The sequence below is a fragment of the Klebsiella sp. CB_Kp196 genome, from assembly GCF_040061575.1.
Lineage (GTDB): Bacteria > Pseudomonadota > Gammaproteobacteria > Enterobacterales > Enterobacteriaceae > Klebsiella > Klebsiella michiganensis.
Genome location: NZ_JBEAFH010000001.1, coordinates 19,139 through 38,813, shown reverse-complemented (window position 1 = coordinate 38,813; position 19,675 = coordinate 19,139). Strand labels below are relative to the sequence as shown.

The window sequence follows — 19,675 nt, the reverse complement described above, 5'->3', positions numbered from 1 at the left end:
GGGGTAATGTGATCGACGATTTTGCAGCAGACGGCCAGCTGGCCAGCGCGATTGCGGGATTTAAACCACGCGAGCCGCAGCGTCAGATGGCTTTCGCCGTCGCCAGCGCGATTGAAGAAACCCGTCCGCTGGTGGTTGAGGCGGGGACCGGGACCGGGAAAACCTACGCCTACCTGGCGCCTGCGCTCCGCGCCAATAAGAAAGTCATTATCTCCACCGGCTCGAAAGCGCTACAGGATCAGCTCTACAGTCGGGATTTACCCACTGTCGCCAAAGCGCTGAAGTACACCGGTAAGCTGGCCCTGCTGAAAGGGCGTTCGAACTACCTGTGCCTTGAGCGGCTGGAACAGCAGGCGCTCGCCGGCGGCGACCTGCCGGTGCAAACCCTCAGCGATGTCATTCTGCTGCGTTCGTGGTCTAACCAGACCGTTGATGGCGATATCAGCACCTGCGTTAGCGTGGCCGAAGATTCCCAGGCCTGGCCGCTGGTCACCAGTACCAACGATAACTGCCTCGGCAGCGACTGCCCGTTATATAAAGACTGTTTTGTGGTGAAGGCGCGGAAAAAGGCGATGGATGCTGACGTGGTCGTCGTCAACCACCATCTGTTCCTCGCCGATATGGTGGTCAAAGAGAGCGGATTTGCTGAGCTGATTCCCGAAGCGGAAGTGATGATCTTCGACGAAGCGCATCAGCTACCGGACATCGCCAGCCAGTACTTCGGCCAGTCGCTCTCCAGCCGCCAGCTGCTGGACCTGGCGAAAGATATCACCATTGCTTATCGCACCGAACTCAAAGACACCCAGCAGCTGCAGAAATGCGCCGACCGCCTGGCCCAGAGCGCGCAGGATTTTCGCCTGCAGCTGGGGGAACCCGGCTATCGCGGCAACCTGCGCGAGCTGCTGGCGGATAACAACATTCAGCGCGCGCTGCTGCTGCTTGATGATGCGCTCGAACTCTGTTACGACGTGGCAAAGCTGTCGCTGGGCCGCTCGGCGCTGCTCGACGCCGCCTTTGAGCGGGCCACCGTCTACCGCGGCCGCCTGAAGCGGCTTAAAGAGACCAACCAGCCCGGCTTTAGCTACTGGTATGAGTGCACTTCGCGTAATTTTACTCTGGCGCTGACCCCGCTGACGGTGGCGGATAAGTTTAAAGAGGTGATGGCGCAAAAATCGGGGAGCTGGATTTTTACCTCGGCGACGCTCTCGGTCAATGACGATTTGCACCACTTTACCGATCGCCTGGGGATTGGCGAAGCGCAAACCCTGCTGCTGCCCAGCCCCTTTGATTATGCCCATCAGGCGCTGCTGTGCGTACCGCGCAATTTACCTTTGCCGAACCAGCCCGGCGCGGCGCGCCATCTGGCGGCGATGCTCAAACCGCTGATTGAGGCCAACGACGGGCGCTGCTTTATGCTCTGCACCTCGCACGCCATGATGCGCGATCTGGCGGAACAGTTCCGCGCCACCATGACGCTGCCGGTGCTCCTGCAGGGAGAAACCAGCAAAGGTCAGCTTTTGCAGCAGTTCGTCAGCGCCGGAAATGCGCTGCTGGTGGCGACCAGCAGCTTCTGGGAAGGGGTGGACGTGCGCGGCGATGCGCTTTCGCTGGTGATTATCGACAAACTGCCGTTCACCTCGCCGGACGATCCGCTACTCAAAGCGCGGATGGAGGATTGTCGCCTGCGCGGCGGCGATCCTTTTGACGAGGTCCAGCTACCGGACGCGGTGATTACCCTTAAACAGGGGGTGGGGCGCCTGATTCGCGACATCGACGATCGCGGGGTACTGGTTATCTGCGACAACCGTCTGGTGATGCGTCCCTACGGCGCGGTCTTCCTCGCTAGCCTTCCGCCTGCGCCGCGCACGCGCGATATCCGCCGGGCGGTGCGTTTTCTTGCGGTGCCGCCGGCGAGGTAATCCGGCGCAAAATGTGGTAAGCTGCGCGCCATTTTGTCAATCTGCTAGAGCGAGAGCGCGACAACCCATGCGAATTTTAGCTATCGATACCGCCACGGAGGCCTGCTCCGCGGCGCTGTGGAATGATGGCACCCTCAGTGCTCATTTTGAAATCTGCCCCCGTGAACATACCCAACGTATCCTGCCCCTGGTGCAGGATGTCCTCAATGAAAGCGGAACGCTATTGACCGAGCTTGATGCGCTGGCCTTTGGCCGCGGGCCGGGGAGCTTCACCGGCGTGCGTATCGGCATCGGTATCGCGCAGGGGCTGGCGCTGGGGGCCGGGCTGCCGATGATCGGCGTATCTACGCTGGCGACCATGGCGCAGGGCGCGTGGCGGAAAAACGGCGCCACCCGCGTGCTGGCGGCCATCGACGCCAGGATGGGCGAAGTCTACTGGGCGGAATATCAGCGCGATGAACAGGGCGTCTGGCACGGCGAAGAGAGCGAGGCGGTGCTGAAGCCGGAAGCGGTTCGCGAGCGGCTTCAGCGGCTGGAAGGCGAGTGGGCCACCGTGGGCACCGGCTGGCAGGCGTGGCCGGATATGGCTCGCGACTGCGGTTTAACGCTCGTCGATGGCGACATTCAGCTGCCTGAGGCGCAGGATATGCTGCCGCTGGCCTGCCACCTGTTTACGGCGGGAAAAACCGTGGCCGTCGAACACGCTGAGCCAGTTTATTTACGTAATGAAGTGGCGTGGAAGAAACTTCCTGGCCGCGAGTGAATCTCAGTAACTATATGTCTGAGAAGAAGGAAGGAGTCGCGTCATGGCGGGTCAAAAAAGGGTAGTGCGTTGGTTAGTCGCGGCAGCAGTCGTTGCTGCGCTGAGCGGGTGCGCTTCGGTGCCGGATGCCATTAAGGGCACCACCCCGACGCCGCAGCAGGATTTAGTCCGCGTGATGAACGCGCCGCAGCTGTATGTCGGCCAGGAGGCGCGTTTTGGCGGTAAGGTTGTCAGCGTGCAAAATCAGCAGGGTAAAACTCGCCTGGAAATTGCCACCGTTCAGCTTGACGACGCCGCGCGTCCGGAGCTGGGCGAAGCGTCGCGCGGGCGTATTTTTGCCGACGTGAACGGCTTTATCGACCCGGTGGATTTTCGCGGACAGCTGGTTACCGTGGTTGGCCCGATCGTCGGCGTCGTCGACGGTAAAGTGGGCAATACGCCGTATAAATTCATGCTGATGAACGCCACCGGCTACAAACGCTGGAACGTAGTCCAGCAGGTGGTCATGCCGCCGCAGCCGATGATGGACCCGTGGATGTTCGGCCCGCGCCCGTGGGGCTACGGGTACGGCGGCTGGGGCTGGTATAACCCCGGTCCTGCCGAAGTCAGAAACGTTGTAACCGAATGATTTTGTAGTCTTTGTAAGCAAAAAGAAACAGCGGCTGGTCCGCTGTTTCTTCGTTTTCAGTCAAATAAGAAAAATAAATAGTGACGCGCTTCGCAACCTGTACAACGGCTAATTAATAAACTGGTACGCTGAGTTAATATAATGTTAACAAAATGTTTGTTGATCAGGGGCTGTGATGACGACGAATAACTATTTCAGAGGTGATGCAGTGAAAAAGGTTTGGCTAAACCGTTATCCCGCGGACGTTCCTGCGGAGATAAACCCTGACCGCTATCAATCCCTGGTTGAACTGTTTGAACACGCCGTCCGCCGCTATGCCGATCAGCCGGCCTTTATCAATATGGGCGAGGTGATGACCTACCGTAAGCTGGAGGAGCGCAGTCGGGCGTTCGCCGCTTATCTACAGGAAGGGTTAGGCCTGCAAAAAGGCGACCGCGTCGCCCTGATGATGCCTAACCTGCTGCAGTATCCGGTGGCGCTGTTTGGTATCCTGCGTGCCGGTATGATCGTGGTGAACGTTAATCCGCTCTACACCCCGCGCGAACTGGAGCACCAGCTCAACGACAGCGGCGCCGCCGCCATTGTGATCGTTTCCAACTTCGCCCATACCCTTGAAAAGGTGGTTGATAAAACCCAGGTCAAGCACGTGATCTTAACCCGCATGGGCGATCAGCTTTCCACGGCGAAAGGGACGCTGGTTAACTTTGTGGTGAAGTACATCAAACGGCTGGTGCCAAAATATCATCTGCCGGACGCCATCTCGTTTCGCAGCGCGCTGCAGCACGGCTACCGTATGCAGTACATTAAGCCGGAAATCGTCTCTCAGGATCTCGCTTTTCTCCAGTACACCGGCGGGACCACCGGCGTGGCGAAGGGGGCGATGCTGACTCATCGTAATATGCTGGCGAACCTTGAGCAGGTCAACGGCACCTACGGGCCGCTGCTGCACCGCGGTAAAGAGCTGGTTGTTACCGCGCTACCGCTGTACCACATTTTTGCCCTGACCATGAACTGTCTGCTGTTTATAGAGCTGGGTGGGCAGAACCTGCTGATCACCAATCCGCGCGATATTCCAGGCCTGGTCAAAGAACTGGCGAAATATCCCTTCACCGCGATGACCGGGGTCAACACCCTGTTTAACGCGCTGCTCAATAACAAAGAGTTTCAGCAGCTCGATTTCTCTTCACTGCATCTCTCCGCCGGCGGCGGAATGCCGGTACAGCAGGTGGTGGCGGAGCGCTGGGTTAAGCTGACCGGGCAGTATCTGCTGGAAGGCTATGGCCTGACGGAGTGCGCGCCGCTGGTAAGCGTCAATCCGCACGATATCGATTATCACAGCGGCAGTATCGGCCTGCCGGTGCCCTCCACCGAAGCGAAGCTGGTGGATGATGACGATAATGAAGTCGCGCCGGGAGAACCGGGGGAGCTGTGCGTGAAAGGGCCGCAGGTGATGCTGGGCTACTGGCAGCGTCCGGACGCGACCGCTGAAATTATCAAGGACGGCTGGCTGCATACCGGCGATATCGCGGTGATGGATGAAGAGGGCTTCCTGCGTATCGTCGATCGCAAAAAAGATATGATTCTTGTCTCGGGCTTCAACGTCTATCCGAATGAAATCGAAGATGTGGTGATGCAGCACGCCGGGGTTCAGGAAGTGGCTGCGGTCGGCGTGCCGTCCGGCAGCAGCGGTGAAGCGGTGAAGATTTTCGTGGTCAAGAAAGATCCGGCGCTGACGGAAGAGATGCTGATCGCTTTCTGCCGTCGCCAGCTAACCGGCTACAAGGTGCCGAAGCTGGTGGAGTTTCGCGATGAGCTGCCGAAATCCAACGTCGGGAAAATTTTACGTCGAGAACTGCGTGACGAAGCCCGTGCTAAAGTAGACAATAAAGCCTGAGCTAAGAGTGAATCGCCAGACGCCGGCTAAGCCGGCGTTTTTTATGGGCGCAAGTTAAGAGAGTATGATTTGAACTATCAGATGATCACCACCAACGATGGCCTTCGCGCCGTCTGCGACGCGGCAAGCGCGGTTTCCGCCATCGCGCTGGATACGGAATTTGTCCGTACTCGTACCTACTACCCGCAGCTCGGTTTGCTCCAGCTGTTCGACGGCAGCCAGGTTTCGCTGATTGACCCGCTGGTCATCACCGACTGGGAACCGATGCGTGAACTGCTGCTGAATAAAGATGTGACCAAATTTCTGCACGCCGGCAGTGAAGATCTGGAAGTATTCCTCAATGCTTTTCATTTGATGCCGCAGCCGCTGATTGACACGCAAATTCTCGCCGCTTTTTGCGGCCGCCCGATGTCGTGGGGCTTTGCGTCGATGGTGGAAGAGTTTACCGGCGTGGCGCTGGACAAGAGCGAGTCCCGCACCGACTGGCTGGCGCGCCCGCTGACCGAACGCCAGTGCATTTATGCTGCCGCCGACGTCTGGTACCTGCTGCCGATTGCCGGAAAGCTGATGGCTGAAACCGACAGCGCAGGCTGGCTCTCCGCCGCCCTGGATGAATGTCAGCTGATGCAGCAGCGGCGTCAGGAGATTCAGGATCCCGCCGAGGCGTGGCGCGATATCGGTAATGCCTGGCAGCTGCGTACTCGTCAGCTGGGCTGCCTGCAGCTGCTGGCGGAGTGGCGTCTGCGCAAAGCGCGCGAGCGCGATCTGGCCGTCAACTTTGTGATCCGGGAAGAGCATTTGTGGAACGTGGCGCGCTATATGCCCACCAGCCTCGGGGAGCTTGACAGCCTCGGACTCTCGGGCAGCGAAATTCGTTTCCACGGCAAGACGCTGATCGGCCTCGTCGAGAAAGCGCAGGCGCTGCCGGAAGAGGCGCTGCCAGAGCCGCTGCAGAACCTGATCGACATGCCGGGCTACCGCAAGCTGTTTAAGGATATCAAAGCGCTTGTGCAGACCGTGAGCGCCGAGAAGGGCGTCAGCGCGGAGCTGCTGGCCTCAAGAAGACAGATTAACCAGCTGCTGAACTGGCACTGGGGGCTTAAAAACGGCAACGGGCAGCCTGAACTGGTTTCCGGCTGGCGCGGAGAATTGATGGCCGATCGCCTGAATGCGCTATTGAGCGACTACCCGCGCTAGCGCCGAGCGGCATAGTGAAAAACCGGCTTCGCGCAGCGTTGCCGGTTTTTTTATACCTTCAGGCTCAGGACTTCGACTCTTCAGTTTCCGGCAGGGTCACGTTCAGCTCCAGAATCGAAATATCACCGTCCCTCTGCTCCAGCTGTACGCTGACCATTTCCGGGTCGATTTGCACATACTTGCAAATCACTTCGAGAATGTCTTTGCGCAGCTGCGGAAGATAGTGCGGTTCAGCGTCGCCGCGGCGGCGCTCCGCGACGATAATTTGCAGGCGCTCTTTCGCAATGTTGGCCGTGTTCTTTTTCCGCGAGAGAAAAAAGTCGAGTAATGCCATAATTTATCCTCCGAACAGGCGTTTGAGGAAACCTTTCTTCTCTTCTTCTACGAAGCGGAAAGGGCGTTCTTCTCCGAGCAGACGTTCAACGGTATCGGCATAGGCTTTACCCGCATCCGAGGCGTCATCCAGAATAACCGGTTCGCCCTGGTTAGACGCGCGCAGCACGGACTGATCTTCCGGAATCACGCCCACCAGATTGATGCGCAGAATTTCCAGCACGTCTTCCATGCTCAGCATGTCACCTTTGTTCACGCGGCCTGGGTTATAGCGCGTCAGCAGCAGATGCTCTTTAATCGGATCTTCGCCCCTTTCCGCGCGGCGGGATTTGGAGGCCAGGATGCCAAGGATACGGTCGGAGTCGCGAACGGAGGAGACTTCCGGGTTGGTGGTGATGATGGCTTCATCAGCGAAGTACAGCGCCATCAGCGCACCGGTTTCGATGCCTGCAGGGGAGTCACAGACGATAAAATCAAAATCCATTTTTTTCAGTTCTTCGAGAACTTTGTCTACGCCTTCGCGGGTCAGGGCGTCTTTGTCACGCGTCTGGGAGGCCGGAAGGATGTAGAGGTTCTCCGTGCGCTTGTCTTTAATCAGCGCCTGGTTCAACGTGGCATCGCCCTGGATGACGTTGACGAAGTCATAAACGACCCGGCGTTCACAGCCCATGATCAGATCGAGGTTACGCAGGCCGATGTCGAAGTCGATAACGACCGTTTTCTTTCCCTTCTGGGCCAAACCAGTAGCGATGGCCGCGCTGGAGGTGGTCTTGCCAACGCCTCCTTTACCCGAAGTCACAACAATAATGCGTGCCATAGAAATTCCTTGTTAAAAAGGGATTAATTCAACGATTGAATCGTCAAAGCGCTGTCGTCTAAACGTAGACGGGCCGCTTTGCCATAAAATTCGGCCGGAATGTTATCACTCAGCCAGTATTCCCCGGCGATGGAAACCAGTTCCGCCGAGAGGTTGCTGCAAAATATTTGGGCGTCTCTGTCGCCGCCGGCGCCGGCAAGCGCACGTCCCCGCATCATGCCATATACATGGATATTACCATCGGCAATAAGTTCAGCCCCGGCACTCACATGGTTTGTAACAATTAGATCACAGTGTGGCGCATAAATACGCTGACCGGAACGTACCGGCTGATCGATCAAGCGCGTTTTTGTGATCTGATTAACAGCTGGCGGCGGGGCAACGGGTTCTGGCGCGGCCTGACGGGTAATTTTTTCTTTCCCTTCGGTTAATAAAGGGATCCCGGCTCGGTCAATTTCGGTTTTCAGCCGAGGAAGTTTACATCCGCTTACGCCCATAATACGCAGACCGGTAGCCGCGATAGCCTCATGAAGAGGGCGCCAGTCGACGTCATCTTCAATGCTGCTGATATTCACCACCACGGGGGCATGACGTAAAAATGCGGGAGCCTGGGCGATTTTGTCTTCTAACGCCTGACGAATAACCTCGGGATTTGCATCGTGCAAATGAATCACAGATAAGGTGAAGCTACTGCCCTTAAGTTCGATTGGCGTATTTGACATCCTGGCCTTACTCAATTTGCTGTTTATCACTCGCTGAAGTGCGGTGATATTCCGAAGACTAAAAGGCATGTTATAGTCACTCATATATAGAGGCAAGTGACCACAGGTCTAATTCCGAGTAAAACTATGTTTTGTGTGATCTATCGAAGTACTAAACGTGAGCAAACCTATTTATATGTCGAAAAAAAGGACGATTTCTCCCGCGTTCCTGACGAATTAATGTATAGCTTCGGTACGCCCAAACTGGCAATGATTTTACCGCTCGATGGGCGAAAAAAACTCATCCACGCCGATTTGGATAAAGTGAAACAGGCGCTGGCCGATCAGGGCTATTACCTTCAGCTCCCTCCTCCGTCTGAAAATTTACTCAAGAAACACCTGGCGGAACAGGGGAATAAATCTGATTAACCCACAGAGGGAAAACAATGTACCAACATCATAACTGGCAGGGTGCGCTACTGGATTATCCGGTAAGCAAAGTGGTGTGCGTGGGCAGCAACTACGCAAAACACATCAAGGAGATGGGCAGTGCGACGCCGGAAGAGCCGGTGCTGTTTATTAAACCTGAGACGGCGCTATGCGATATCCGCCAGCCGTTGGTGCTTCCTGAGGGGCTGGGGTCGGTGCACCACGAGGTTGAGCTGGCGGTGCTGATTGGCGGCACGCTGCGTCAGGCGACGGACGATCATGTGCTCAAAGCCATCGCCGGCTATGGCGTGGCGCTGGACCTCACTCTGCGCGATCTGCAGGGCAAAATGAAAAAAGCCGGGCAGCCGTGGGAAAAGGCGAAAGGCTTTGATAACTCCTGCCCGATTTCGGGGTTTATTCCCGCCGGCGAATTTCACGGCGACGCGCAGAATACGCCGCTGAGCCTGAAGGTAAACGGCGAGGTGCGCCAGCAGGGCACGACGGCCGACATGATTCATAAAATTGTGCCGCTGATCGCCTATATGTCGCGCTTCTTCACCCTGAAAGCCGGTGATGTAGTGCTGACCGGCACCCCGGAAGGCGTGGGGCCGCTCGCCAGCGGCGACGAGCTGGAAGTCGGTTTTAACGGGTTTTCGCTGACCACCCGCGTGCTGTAACGACCGCTTGCCGCCTTCTCCGGGCGGCAAAACTTGCATCGGCGTGCCAGACTGGTTATAAGGTGCACCCTGAACTGCAATGACGGACATCCCAATGAGCGAACAACCTTTCTGGCAACACAAAACACTGGATGAAATGAGCGATGCGGAGTGGGAATCACTTTGCGACGGCTGCGGACAGTGCTGCCTGCATAAGCTGATGGATGAGGATACCGACGAAATCTACTTCACCAACGTCGCCTGCCGTCAGCTTAATATCAAAACCTGCCAGTGCCGTAACTATGAGCGCCGTTTCGAATATGAACCGGACTGCATTAAGCTCACCCGCGACAACCTGCCTACGTTTGAATGGCTGCCGCCGACCTGCGCCTATCGTCTGCTGGCGGAAGGTCAACCGCTGCCGCACTGGCACCCGCTGTTAACCGGTTCGAAGGCGGCGATGCATGGCGAACGCATCTCCGTTCGCCATATTGCTGTGAAAGAATCCACGGTGGTTGACTGGCAGGATCATATCCTGAACAAACCAGACTGGGCGCAGTAGGCGCTCAGTTAGCCTTTCTTCGCGTGGAATAGCCCGCTTTCACCGTCGGCGTCATCTGCAACCCAAAAGTTAATATTGAACTGCGCGTCGTCGCTAAGCTCAATGCGGTGCCAGTACTGCGGCGGGCTGGTCGCGAACTGTCCGGCGTTGATAACGACCTTTGCTTCAGGCTCTGTCGCCTGTTCGTCGGCGAAGCCATAATAGGTTACCGTACCTTCCATCACGCAAAGCTGGCCGAAAACACCCGCAGCGGTGTTGTGGTGCGTCAGCAGAGCGGCAGGGACGTTCTGTTTGGTAAAGAATGGGGTGGAGCGTTTTACCTTCCAGCTAGCGGGAATACGCAAATGAGACATCATGTGCTCCTTAGTTAACATCGATAAGTTGCATTTAATATGCAGCTTTATGTGACCGACGTCAACGTGCAGGCAAAAAAAACGCTCCCGGAGGAGCGCTTTATCAGCAATCGTTCTTAGCGGCCAAACAGATCGCGCTTTTTAGGTTTAAACGGCTGTGCGATAAGTACCAGCGCGCCGACAACCAGATAGGCGGCGAAGATCCCGACCAGCCACTGCGGCATTTCCAGCGTCAGGAATTCCCACTGGCGTACGGAGCAGTCACCGGTTGCGACAAATACCTGAGGCAGCCATTTATCCAGCGGCAGCCACGTGGGGAAACGAGCGGCGAAATCGCAGGTCTGGAAGGGGGAAGGGTGAAGCTGAATCATGGTGTGTTCCCATGCCAGCTGCAGCCCGCGCAGGGCGCTGTAGAGCCAGATAATAATCGCCACATAGCGCAGAGGCGATTTTGGCGCGATGGCGCCGACAATACCGGCACCCATAATGCCAAAAAGCGCGCAGCGTTCGTAAATACAGAGTACGCAGGGTTGCAGCAGCATGACGTGCTGGAACCACAAAGCAACCAATTCAAGAACAAACGCGGTAAGCGCCATCAGGAGCCAGGCACCGCGTCCCCTTGAGCACTGGTTTAAATATCGCAACATAATCATTTCCCTGGAACATGCTAAATCATGGCAGTGTAAACGAAAACCGAAGCGACGCCAGCAGCTAGTCTGAAAATATTACGTAAGCGAATATGGAATACCCGGATTTTTGATCCGGGTATTGCTTTTTTATTTCAGCAGCTGAGGCGTCACCAGCCAACCCTGCTCCAGCATCCACTGGGTCGCCGGCATCAAGGTAAACTCGACGCACGCCAGGCCCACCAGGGTCAGGACGAGAGTATACGGCAGCGCCATCCACACCATACGGCCATAGGAGAGGCGAATCAGCGGGGCCAGCGCGGAGGTGAGCAGGAACAGAAACGCGGCCTGACCGTTCGGCGTGGCGACGGATGGCAGGTTAGTACCGGTATTAATGGCCACCGCCAGCAGCTCAAACTGCGGCAGGCCGATCGTCCCATGCTCCAGGGCCGTCTTCACTTCGTTGATGTACACGGTGCCGACGAAGACGTTATCCGAAATCGACGATAGCAGGCCGTTAAACAGATAGAACAGCGATAGCTGGGCGTGCGGCGAGGCCTGGAGAACAAATTCGATCACCGGGGCAAACAGGTGCTGATCGATGATCACCGCCACGACGGCAAAAAAGACCGTCAGCAGCGCGGTAAACGGCAGCGCTTCGGTAAACGCTTTGCCGATGGCGTGTTCATCGGTGACGCCGGAAAAAGTCGTTGCCAGAATGATGACCGACAGGCCAATCAGGCCGACTTCCGCCAGATGCAGCGCCAGCGCGACGATCAGCCAGACGCCAATAACCCCCTGGGCGATAAGACGCAGGCGATCCTGACGGCTGCGGCTCTGACGGCTACGATCGTCGAAATCCTGTAGCACTTTGCGCACCGTAGGCGGCAGCGGTTCGCCGTAGCCAAACAGGCGGAATTTCTCCAGCAGCAGGCAGGTGAGCAGGCCGCATACCAGCACCGGTAAGCTTACCGGCAGCATGCGTATGAAGAATTCACCGAAGTGCCAGCCCGCGGCTTTGGCGATAATCAGGTTCTGCGGTTCGCCGACCATCGTCATTACGCCGCCGAGCGCGGTGCCGACCCCGGCGTGCATCATCAGGCTGCGCAAGAAGCCGCGAAACTGCTCCAGAACATCGCGATAGTGCTGCTCGATATGGCTGTCGTCGAGCATGTTGTCATCGTCCGGCCGCGCCGAAGCGGCTTTGTGATAAATACCGTAGAAGCCAACGGCTACGCTGATCACGACGGCGACAACGGTCAACGCGTCGAGGAAGGCGGAGAGGAAAGCGGACGCGACGCAAAACGCCAGCGACAGCAGCATCTTGCTGCGAATGCCGAGCAGCAAACGGGTGAAGATAAACAGCAGCAGCTGCTTCATGAAGTAGATACCCGCCACCATAAACATCAGCAGCAGCAGGACTTCAAGATTACTGGCCACTTCTTCGCGAATATGCCCGGGCGTGGTCATACCGATAAATACCGCTTCAATAGCCAGCAGGCCGCCCGGCAGCAGCGGATAACATTTAAGCGCCATCGCCAGGGTGAAGATAAATTCGATAACCAGCAGCCATCCGGCAATAAACGGATGAAGATAAAAGACCAGCGGATTAACGATCAGGAAAATGATGAGAGTGAGTTTGTACCAGTCCGGGGACTGACCAAGAAAGTTGCGCCACAGGGCGCGGCCATACGACATTTCCACGACAGACATCCTTTCTCCGTCAAATTCTGAAACATGATTTTATGCGTAACTATACGCAAGATTACCAGTTGCGCAAAACGAGACGCAACTTTCTTCGCATCACGTTCTTTAGCCACAGAAAGTGTGAAATGAAAAGTTGAAAATGAAACGGCGATCCCTTTTTAATTACTTTCTGGCGCTATCTGCCTTATGGCCGCTCTGGTATGATGAGTCGAATAGCAACGCTGTGTAATGGAAATCTTATTATGGTCATTAAGGCGCAAAGCCCTGCGGGTTTCGCTGAAGAGTACATCATTGAAAGTATCTGGAATAACCGCTTCCCTCCTGGTTCAATTCTTCCCGCTGAACGTGAACTTTCTGAACTGATTGGTGTTACCCGTACAACCTTACGTGAAGTGTTGCAGCGTCTGGCCCGCGATGGCTGGTTAACCATTCAGCACGGTAAGCCTACCAAAGTGAACAACTTCTGGGAAACGTCAGGTCTGAATATTCTCGAAACCCTCGCGCGTCTCGATCACGACAGCGTTCCGCAGCTGATTGATAATCTGCTGTCCGTGCGTACCAATATTTCGACTATTTTTATCCGCACCGCTTTCCGTCAGCACCCGGATAAGGCGCTGGAGGTTCTGGCGAGCGCGCGTGAAATTGAAGACCACGCCGATGCGTTTGCCGAGCTGGATTATAATATCTTCCGCGGTCTGGCCTTTGCTTCAGGTAACCCCATCTACGGCCTGATCCTCAACGGGATGAAAGGTCTGTACACCCGCATAGGTCGTCACTATTTTGCCAACCCGGAAGCGCGTAGCCTGGCGCTCGGCTTCTATCATCAGCTGGCGAAAGTATGTGAAGAAGGGCTTCATGAACAGGTTTATGAAATCGTTCGCCGCTACGGGCATGACAGCGGGGAGATTTGGCATCGTATGCAGAAGAATTTGCCGGGTGACCTGGCGATTAATATGCGCTAGACCCCGCCCACGAATAAACAACGCCCGGTGCTGTCACCGGGCGTTTTGCTGTTTACGCGCTACAGCGGATTGGGCCGCGGCGGCGTACGTTCCAGCAGCTCAACGCTACCATCGGCGTTTTGCTGCTCCAGAAGAACGTCAAATCCCCACAGGCGGTGGACGTGCTTCAGCACCTCGCGGCGTCCTTTATCCAGCGGCACGCGGTTGTGCGGCACGTAGCGCAGGGTGAGTGAACGGTCGCCGCGCAGATCCACATTCCATACCTGAATGTTCGGCTCGAGGTTGCTCAGGTTGTACTGCGCTGAAAGCTTCGAACGAATCTCACGATATCCCTCTTCATTATGAATGGCGGATATTTCCAGATAGTTGTTGTGATCGTCATCGAGCACGGTAAAGAAGCGGAAATCGCGCATGATTTTCGGCGACAGGAACTGGCTGATAAAGCTTTCATCCTTGAAGTCGCGCATGGCGAAGTGCAGGGTTTCGAGCCAGTCGGATCCGGCAATATCCGGGAACCAGTACCTGTCCTCTTCCGTCGGCGACTGACAAATACGTTTGATATCCTGGAACATGGCGAAACCCAGCGCATAGGGGTTAATGCCGCTATACCACTGGCTGTTATAGGGCGGCTGGAACACCACGTTGGTGTGGCTGTGCAGAAACTCCAGCATAAAGCGCTCGGTGACTTTTCCTTCATCATAAAGATGATTCAGGATGGTGTAGTGCCAGAAGGTCGCCCAGCCTTCGTTCATCACCTGAGTCTGCTTCTGCGGATAAAAATACTGGCTGACCTTACGCACGATACGCAGGATCTCACGCTGCCATGGCTCCAGCAGGGGCGCGTTTTTCTCCATAAAGTAGAGCAGGTTTTCCTGCGGCTCAGAGGGATAGCGGCGCGCCGCTTCAATGGTCTTTTCCTCTTCGCGCTTCGGCAGGGTGCGCCACAGCATATTCACCTGGCTTTGCAGATACTCTTCCCGGCTTTTTTGCCGCGCTTTTTCCTCCTGCAGCGAGATTTTCTGCGGGCGTTTATAGCGGTCAACGCCGTAGTTCATCAAGGCGTGGCAGGAGTCGAGCAGCTTCTCGACTTCATCAACGCCGTAGCGCTCTTCACATTCGGTGATGTATTTACGCGCGAAGATGAGATAGTCGATGATGGAGCTGGCGTCGGTCCAACTGCGAAAGAGGTAGTTATTTTTGAAAAACGAGTTGTGCCCGTAGCAGGCGTGCGCCATCACCAGCGCCTGCATGGTGATGGTGTTCTCTTCCATCAAATAGGCGATACAGGGGTTGGAGTTAATGACGATTTCATAGGCCAGCCCCTGTTGCCCGTGCTTATAGGCCTGTTCGGTCTCAATGAATTTTTTACCAAACGACCAGTGCGGATAGTTAATCGGCATCCCGACGCTGGAGTAGGCATCCATCATCTGTTCGGAAGTAATGACTTCGATTTGGTGCGGATAGGTGTCAAGACGATACAGCTTCGCCACCCGATCGACTTCTGCCAGATAGGTCTCCAGCAGCTCAAAAGTCCAGTCGGGTCCATCGCTTAAACGGGTTGTGTCCTTGTTCATGGAATCAATCGTAGCCATTAGCGCGCCCTCGTTGTTGATGGTTCTCTCTGTACGGAAAACCTCTTAACAAGCATAGAACACGGCGTCGCAAACTGCGTGCATCCGCATTTTCTTTTCTTCGCGATTTCACAATCTTAAAGGCGTTGTTTTACGGTTTAAACAGGATTTTATTCTGTAGAAAAATGAGGCGCAGCAGGAGATGGTAAACCGACGGGGGCAGTGCTGGCGCAGAACCCTGTGAGATAAGTCACCATAAATAAAGCGTATGTTGAATAATATTTTCATCTGAGTTATCAATTTGTAATCAGATGATTGTTCTTTAACGATTACGGAGCCGCTATGCGCGTCGTCATACTGGGAAGTGGGGTAGTTGGAGTCGCTAGCGCCTGGTACTTAAGCCAGGCAGGACATGAAGTGACGGTTATCGATCGTCAGCCGGGGCCGGCCGAAGAGACCAGCGCCGCTAACGCCGGGCAGATCTCTCCCGGCTACGCTGCGCCGTGGGCGGCGCCGGGCGTACCGTTGAAGGCGATTAAGTGGATGTTCCAGCGCCACGCGCCGCTGGCTATTGGGCTGGATGGCACGCCGTTCCAGCTGAAATGGATGTGGCAGATGCTGCGCAACTGCGACACTCGCCACTATATGGAAAACAAAGGACGTATGGTGCGCCTGGCGGAGTACAGCCGCGACTGCCTGAAGGCGCTGCGCGAGAGCACCGGTATCCAGTATGAAGGCCGGCAGGGCGGCACGCTGCAGCTTTTCCGCACCGACAAGCAGTTCGAAAACGCGACCCGCGATATCGCGGTACTGCAGGAGGCGGGCGTGCCTTACCAGCTGCTGGAGGCAAACCGCCTGCTGGACGTTGAACCGGCGCTGGCGGAAGTGAGCCATAAACTGACGGGCGGTTTACGTTTACCTAATGATGAAACCGGCGACTGCCAGCTTTTCACCACGCGTCTGGCCCTGATGGCGGAACAGGCGGGCGTGACTTTCCGTTTTAATACACCGGTGGATGAACTGCTCTATGAAGGGGATCTCATCTCCGGCGTGAAGTGCGGCGCTGAAATCATCAAAGCCGACGCTTACGTGATGGCATTCGGATCATATTCGACGGCCATGCTGAAAGGGCTGGTGGATATTCCGGTCTACCCGCTGAAAGGCTATTCGCTAACGATTCCGATCGCGGAAGAAGACGGCGCGCCGGTTTCGACTATCCTTGATGAAACCTACAAAATCGCCATCACCCGTTTCGACAGGCGTATTCGCGTTGGCGGAATGGCGGAAATTGTTGGATTTAATAAAGAACTGCTGCAGCCGCGGCGTGAAACCCTGGAGATGGTGGTGCGCGATCTGTTCCCGCGCGGCGGCCACGTTGAACAGGCAACCTTCTGGACCGGACTGCGTCCGATGACCCCGGACGGTACGCCGGTGGTGGGCCGCACGGCGTATAAAAATCTGTGGCTCAACACCGGCCACGGCACGCTGGGATGGACCATGGCCTGCGGTTCAGGCCAGCTGATCAGCGATCTGATCTCCGGGCGTACGCCGGCGATCCCGTATGACGATCTTGCCGTCGCCCGCTATAGCCGAGGCTTTACGCCTGCCCGCGCTCAGCATCTGCATGGCGTTCACAATTAACAAGGAGCTTTCATGTCTCGTCCTGTAAAGGCCAGCATTGATATGTCAGCCTTACGCCAGAATCAACACATTGTTCGCCGCGCGGCGCCCGGCTCGCGCCTGTGGGCGGTGGTCAAAGCCAATGCTTATGGCCACGGCCTGGCAAGGGTCTGGAACGCGCTTAGCGCCGCGGACGGTTTCGCGATGCTCAATCTTGAAGAGGCGATCCTGCTGCGCGAGCTCGGCTGGAAAGGGCCGATACTGATGCTGGAAGGTTTCTTCCATGCCGATGAGCTGGCGCTGTTTGATAAATACCGATTGACTACCAGCGTGCACAGTAACTGGCAAATCAAGGCGCTGCAGCAGGCGAAGCTGCACGCGCCCCTCGATATTTACGTCAAGGTGAATAGCGGGATGAATCGGCTGGGTTTTATGCCGGACCGTTTGCACATCGTCTGGCAGCAGCTGCGAGCGCTCGGTAACGTCAGCGAAATGACGTTAATGTCGCATTTCGCCGAAGCGGAAAACCCGGACGGCATTGTCGAGCCGATGCGGCGCATTGAGCAGGCGGCGGAAGGGCTGGATTGCCCGCGCTCGCTGGCGAACTCGGCGGCAACCTTGTGGCATCCGGAGTCGCATTTTAACTGGGTGAGGCCGGGGATCGTGCTGTACGGCGCCTCGCCTTCCGGCCTGTGGCAGGACGTGGCCAACACCGGGCTGAAACCGGTGATGACGCTAAGCAGCGAAATTATTGCCGTACAGAACCTGAAAGCCGGTGAAGCGGTCGGCTACGGCGCAACCTGGCGCACGGCGGAGGAGCGGCGTATCGGCATCGTTGCCTGCGGCTATGCCGATGGCTATCCGCGGCTGGCGCCGAGCGGTACGCCGGTGCTGGTTGACGGCGTACGCACCGTGACGGTCGGGCGCATCTCAATGGATATGCTGGCCGTGGATTTAACCCCATGCCCGCAGGCAGGGATCGGCGCGCCGGTTGAGCTGTGGGGCAAAGAGATCAAAATTGACGATGTCGCGGCCGCCTGCGGCACCGTCGGATATGAATTAATGTGCGCGCTCGCGCCGCGCGTACCGGTTGTGACGGTGTAACTTAGCCTGAGGCGGATCACTCCGCCTCATCTTCCGCCATCCGTACGCCGACCCGCAGAACGTGATCCTCTTCTTTTTCCGCCACCGTCCACACCATCCCGGCAAATTCCACCTGGTCGCCGACCACCGGGGCGGCGCCTAACAGGTGCTGTATGACGTCACCCAGAGACTGCTGGCGATCGCGAAACTCTTCTCCCCCGTCAATGCCGTAAATCTGCGCGACGTCGGCAAATCTGGCACTGGCATCGAGAATAAAATCACCGAAGAAGCGCTGATCCAGCGCCACCGGCGGCGACTGGCTGAACAGTTTACCCAGCGCGGGCAGGTCGCGCTCGCGGCCAATCACGCAGAGAATATCGCCTTCCAGCAGCCGGGTACTGCCGGTAGGGTGCAGGAGTACGTTGTCGCGAAACAGCGCGGCAATCCGCGTCTCCGGCGGCATATGCAGGTCGCGCAGCGCCGCGCCGACGCACCATTTTTCGGCGCTAAGCTGGTACACGAACTGCTCCCACGGGTTTTCCGGATGGATATCCAGCCCGACGCGGGAGATGGGCGAGCCGACCGGCGGCACCACCACTTTGGCTTTCTTCGCCGCCCAGGAGAGCGAGGTCCCCTGTAACAGCAGCGAGACCAGCACCACGAAGAAGGCCACGTTAAAGAACAACCGCGCATTCTCCAGGCCCGCCATCATCGGGAAGACGGCGAGAATAATCGGCACCGCGCCGCGCAGGCCCACCCAACTGATAAATATCCGCTCGCGCAGGTTGAAGCCGCGAAACGGCAGCAGACCGGCAAACACCGACAGCGGACGGGCGATAAAGATCATCCACATCGACAGAATGAGCGCCGGGATGGCGATAGGCCACAGGTCGGACGGGGTGACCAGCAGGCCGAGCACCAGGAACATGGCGATCTGCGCCAGCCACGCCAGGCCGTCGAAGTTTTGCAGGATACCGTGGCGGTTGCGAATCGGCCGGTTGCCGAGCAGGAATCCGCACAGGTAGACCGCGAGGATGCCGCTGCCGTCCAGCGAGGTGGTGGCGGCGAAAATCATGATCCCGCCGCTCAGCGCCAGCAGAGGATAAAGCCCGGCCGGCAGCACAATGCGGTTAATCATCTGCAGCAGCAGATAGCCGCCGCCGAGGCCAATAGCGATACCCAACCCGAACTGCTGCACGATATGCACCGCGAACATCCAGCTCAGGCCGGTCTCGTGCTGCTGAATCATCTCGATAAGGGTAATGGTCAGGAACACCGCCATCGGATCGTTGCTGCCGGATTCAATTTCCAGCGTCGAGCCGACACGTTCGTTCAGCCCTTTACCGCCGAGGAGTGAGAACACCGCCGCGGCATCGGTTGAGCCGACGATAGCGCCGATCAGCAGCCCTTCAATCAGGTTGAGATGAAACAGCCAGGCCGCCATCAGTCCGGTCAGAGCCGAGGTGATCAGCACCCCGACCGTGGCGAGCGAGAGGGCGGGCCACAGCGCCACGCGAAAAGAGCTGGCCTGAGTGCGCATCCCGCCGTCAAGCAGGATAACCGCCAGCGCCAGGTTGCTCACCATGTAGGCGAAAGGGTAGTTGTCAAACGGAATGCCGCCGATACCGTCAATGCCCGCCAGCATCCCAATCGCCAGGAAGATAACCAGAATCGGGATGCCGAGGCGTGAGGAAAAGGAACTTAATAAAATACTACAGGTTACTAAAACAGAACCCAGGATAAACAGACTGATGACCGCAGCGGCGTCCAATGTTGACGTACTCCTTACCGGCGTGAAGATAAATTAAAAACTACACCATTTTAACAATCTGACGCCGATCGGGATATGCGTTA

General features: G+C 56.8%; 19 protein-coding genes. 11 read left to right on the top strand and 8 right to left on the bottom strand.

Annotated elements, in window-relative coordinates:
• Positions 1–8 precede the first annotated feature (8 nt).
• The 5 genes from ABLU87_RS00175 (at position 9) to rnd (ending at position 6,401) form a co-directional block, all read left to right on the top strand.
• A complete protein-coding gene (locus ABLU87_RS00175; protein WP_014229807.1) occupies positions 9–1,919 on the top strand; it encodes an ATP-dependent DNA helicase in 1,911 nt (636 codons plus the stop codon).
• A gap of 67 nt (positions 1,920–1,986) precedes the next feature.
• The gene (gene tsaB, locus ABLU87_RS00170) at positions 1,987–2,682 is read left to right on the top strand and encodes a tRNA (adenosine(37)-N6)-threonylcarbamoyltransferase complex dimerization subunit type 1 TsaB (protein WP_004852009.1); all 696 of its coding nucleotides are present in this window, start codon (positions 1,987–1,989) and stop codon (positions 2,680–2,682) included.
• 43 nt (positions 2,683–2,725) lie between these two features.
• Positions 2,726–3,310, top strand: coding sequence for a Slp family lipoprotein (locus ABLU87_RS00165; protein WP_004852007.1), 585 nt, complete (start codon positions 2,726–2,728; stop codon positions 3,308–3,310).
• A 208-nt stretch (positions 3,311–3,518) separates the two neighbouring features.
• Complete coding sequence (gene fadD, locus ABLU87_RS00160; protein ID WP_014229806.1) at positions 3,519–5,204, top strand: long-chain-fatty-acid--CoA ligase FadD; 1,686 nt, start codon at positions 3,519–3,521, stop codon at positions 5,202–5,204.
• A gap of 81 nt (positions 5,205–5,285) precedes the next feature.
• Positions 5,286–6,401, top strand: a complete 1,116-nt coding sequence (gene rnd, locus ABLU87_RS00155) for a ribonuclease D (RefSeq protein ID WP_004852003.1) — start codon at positions 5,286–5,288, stop codon at positions 6,399–6,401.
• Positions 6,402–6,465: 64 nt separating this feature from the next.
• Here the strand turns inward: rnd and minE are convergent, their stop codons facing one another.
• Genes minE through minC form a run of 3 tightly spaced genes read right to left on the bottom strand, consistent with a single transcriptional unit; the run spans position 6,466 to position 8,273 of the window.
• Positions 6,466–6,735, bottom strand: coding sequence for a cell division topological specificity factor MinE (gene minE / locus ABLU87_RS00150; RefSeq protein ID WP_002910902.1), 270 nt, complete (start codon positions 6,733–6,735; stop codon positions 6,466–6,468).
• Positions 6,736–6,738: 3 nt separating this feature from the next.
• Positions 6,739–7,551 carry a septum site-determining protein MinD gene (gene minD, locus ABLU87_RS00145; protein WP_004103267.1) on the bottom strand — a complete coding sequence of 271 codons (813 nt, stop codon included), beginning with the start codon at positions 7,549–7,551 and terminating at the stop codon, positions 6,739–6,741.
• 23 nt (positions 7,552–7,574) lie between these two features.
• The gene (gene minC, locus ABLU87_RS00140; protein WP_004852000.1) at positions 7,575–8,273 is read right to left on the bottom strand and encodes a septum site-determining protein MinC; all 699 of its coding nucleotides are present in this window, start codon (positions 8,271–8,273) and stop codon (positions 7,575–7,577) included.
• Positions 8,274–8,399: 126 nt separating this feature from the next.
• On the opposite strand from minC, the gene ABLU87_RS00135 reads away from it, so the two are divergent.
• From ABLU87_RS00135 to ABLU87_RS00125, 3 genes are all read left to right on the top strand, one after another.
• On the top strand, positions 8,400–8,681 hold the full coding sequence (locus tag ABLU87_RS00135) for a YcgL domain-containing protein (RefSeq protein WP_004138522.1): 282 nt from the start codon (positions 8,400–8,402) through the stop codon (positions 8,679–8,681).
• 17 nt (positions 8,682–8,698) lie between these two features.
• A complete protein-coding gene (locus ABLU87_RS00130; RefSeq protein WP_004851997.1) occupies positions 8,699–9,358 on the top strand; it encodes a fumarylacetoacetate hydrolase family protein in 660 nt (219 codons plus the stop codon).
• 94 nt (positions 9,359–9,452) lie between these two features.
• Positions 9,453–9,899: a YcgN family cysteine cluster protein gene (locus tag ABLU87_RS00125; RefSeq protein ID WP_004851995.1), complete on the top strand. Its 447-nt coding sequence runs from the start codon at positions 9,453–9,455 to the stop codon at positions 9,897–9,899.
• An 8-nt stretch (positions 9,900–9,907) separates the two neighbouring features.
• Here the strand turns inward: ABLU87_RS00125 and ABLU87_RS00120 are convergent, their stop codons facing one another.
• From ABLU87_RS00120 to nhaB, 3 genes are all read right to left on the bottom strand, one after another.
• Positions 9,908–10,252 (bottom strand): DUF1971 domain-containing protein, encoded by a 345-nt coding sequence (locus tag ABLU87_RS00120; RefSeq protein ID WP_004103255.1) that lies wholly within the window; start codon positions 10,250–10,252, stop codon positions 9,908–9,910.
• Positions 10,253–10,368: 116 nt separating this feature from the next.
• Positions 10,369–10,899 (bottom strand): disulfide bond formation protein DsbB, encoded by a 531-nt coding sequence (gene dsbB, locus ABLU87_RS00115; protein WP_014229804.1) that lies wholly within the window; start codon positions 10,897–10,899, stop codon positions 10,369–10,371.
• A gap of 129 nt (positions 10,900–11,028) precedes the next feature.
• Positions 11,029–12,582 (bottom strand): sodium/proton antiporter NhaB, encoded by a 1,554-nt coding sequence (gene nhaB, locus ABLU87_RS00110; RefSeq protein ID WP_025106151.1) that lies wholly within the window; start codon positions 12,580–12,582, stop codon positions 11,029–11,031.
• 245 nt (positions 12,583–12,827) lie between these two features.
• Between nhaB and fadR the strand changes: the two genes are divergently transcribed.
• Entirely contained in the window at positions 12,828–13,547 is a 720-nt protein-coding gene (gene fadR / locus ABLU87_RS00105) for a fatty acid metabolism transcriptional regulator FadR (protein ID WP_004851987.1), read from the top strand.
• 59 nt (positions 13,548–13,606) lie between these two features.
• Here the strand turns inward: fadR and ABLU87_RS00100 are convergent, their stop codons facing one another.
• The gene (locus ABLU87_RS00100) at positions 13,607–15,139 is read right to left on the bottom strand and encodes a SpoVR family protein (RefSeq protein ID WP_004138526.1); all 1,533 of its coding nucleotides are present in this window, start codon (positions 15,137–15,139) and stop codon (positions 13,607–13,609) included.
• Positions 15,140–15,460: 321 nt separating this feature from the next.
• Between ABLU87_RS00100 and ABLU87_RS00095 the strand changes: the two genes are divergently transcribed.
• Entirely contained in the window at positions 15,461–16,759 is a 1,299-nt protein-coding gene (locus ABLU87_RS00095) for a D-amino acid dehydrogenase (protein WP_025106152.1), read from the top strand.
• Positions 16,760–16,771: 12 nt separating this feature from the next.
• Positions 16,772–17,842, top strand: a complete 1,071-nt coding sequence (gene dadX / locus ABLU87_RS00090) for a catabolic alanine racemase DadX (RefSeq protein ID WP_014229800.1) — start codon at positions 16,772–16,774, stop codon at positions 17,840–17,842.
• Between the two features lie 16 nt (positions 17,843–17,858).
• Here the strand turns inward: dadX and ABLU87_RS00085 are convergent, their stop codons facing one another.
• A complete protein-coding gene (locus ABLU87_RS00085; protein WP_004851981.1) occupies positions 17,859–19,592 on the bottom strand; it encodes a potassium/proton antiporter in 1,734 nt (577 codons plus the stop codon).
• Between the last annotated feature and the right edge of the window lie 83 nt (positions 19,593–19,675).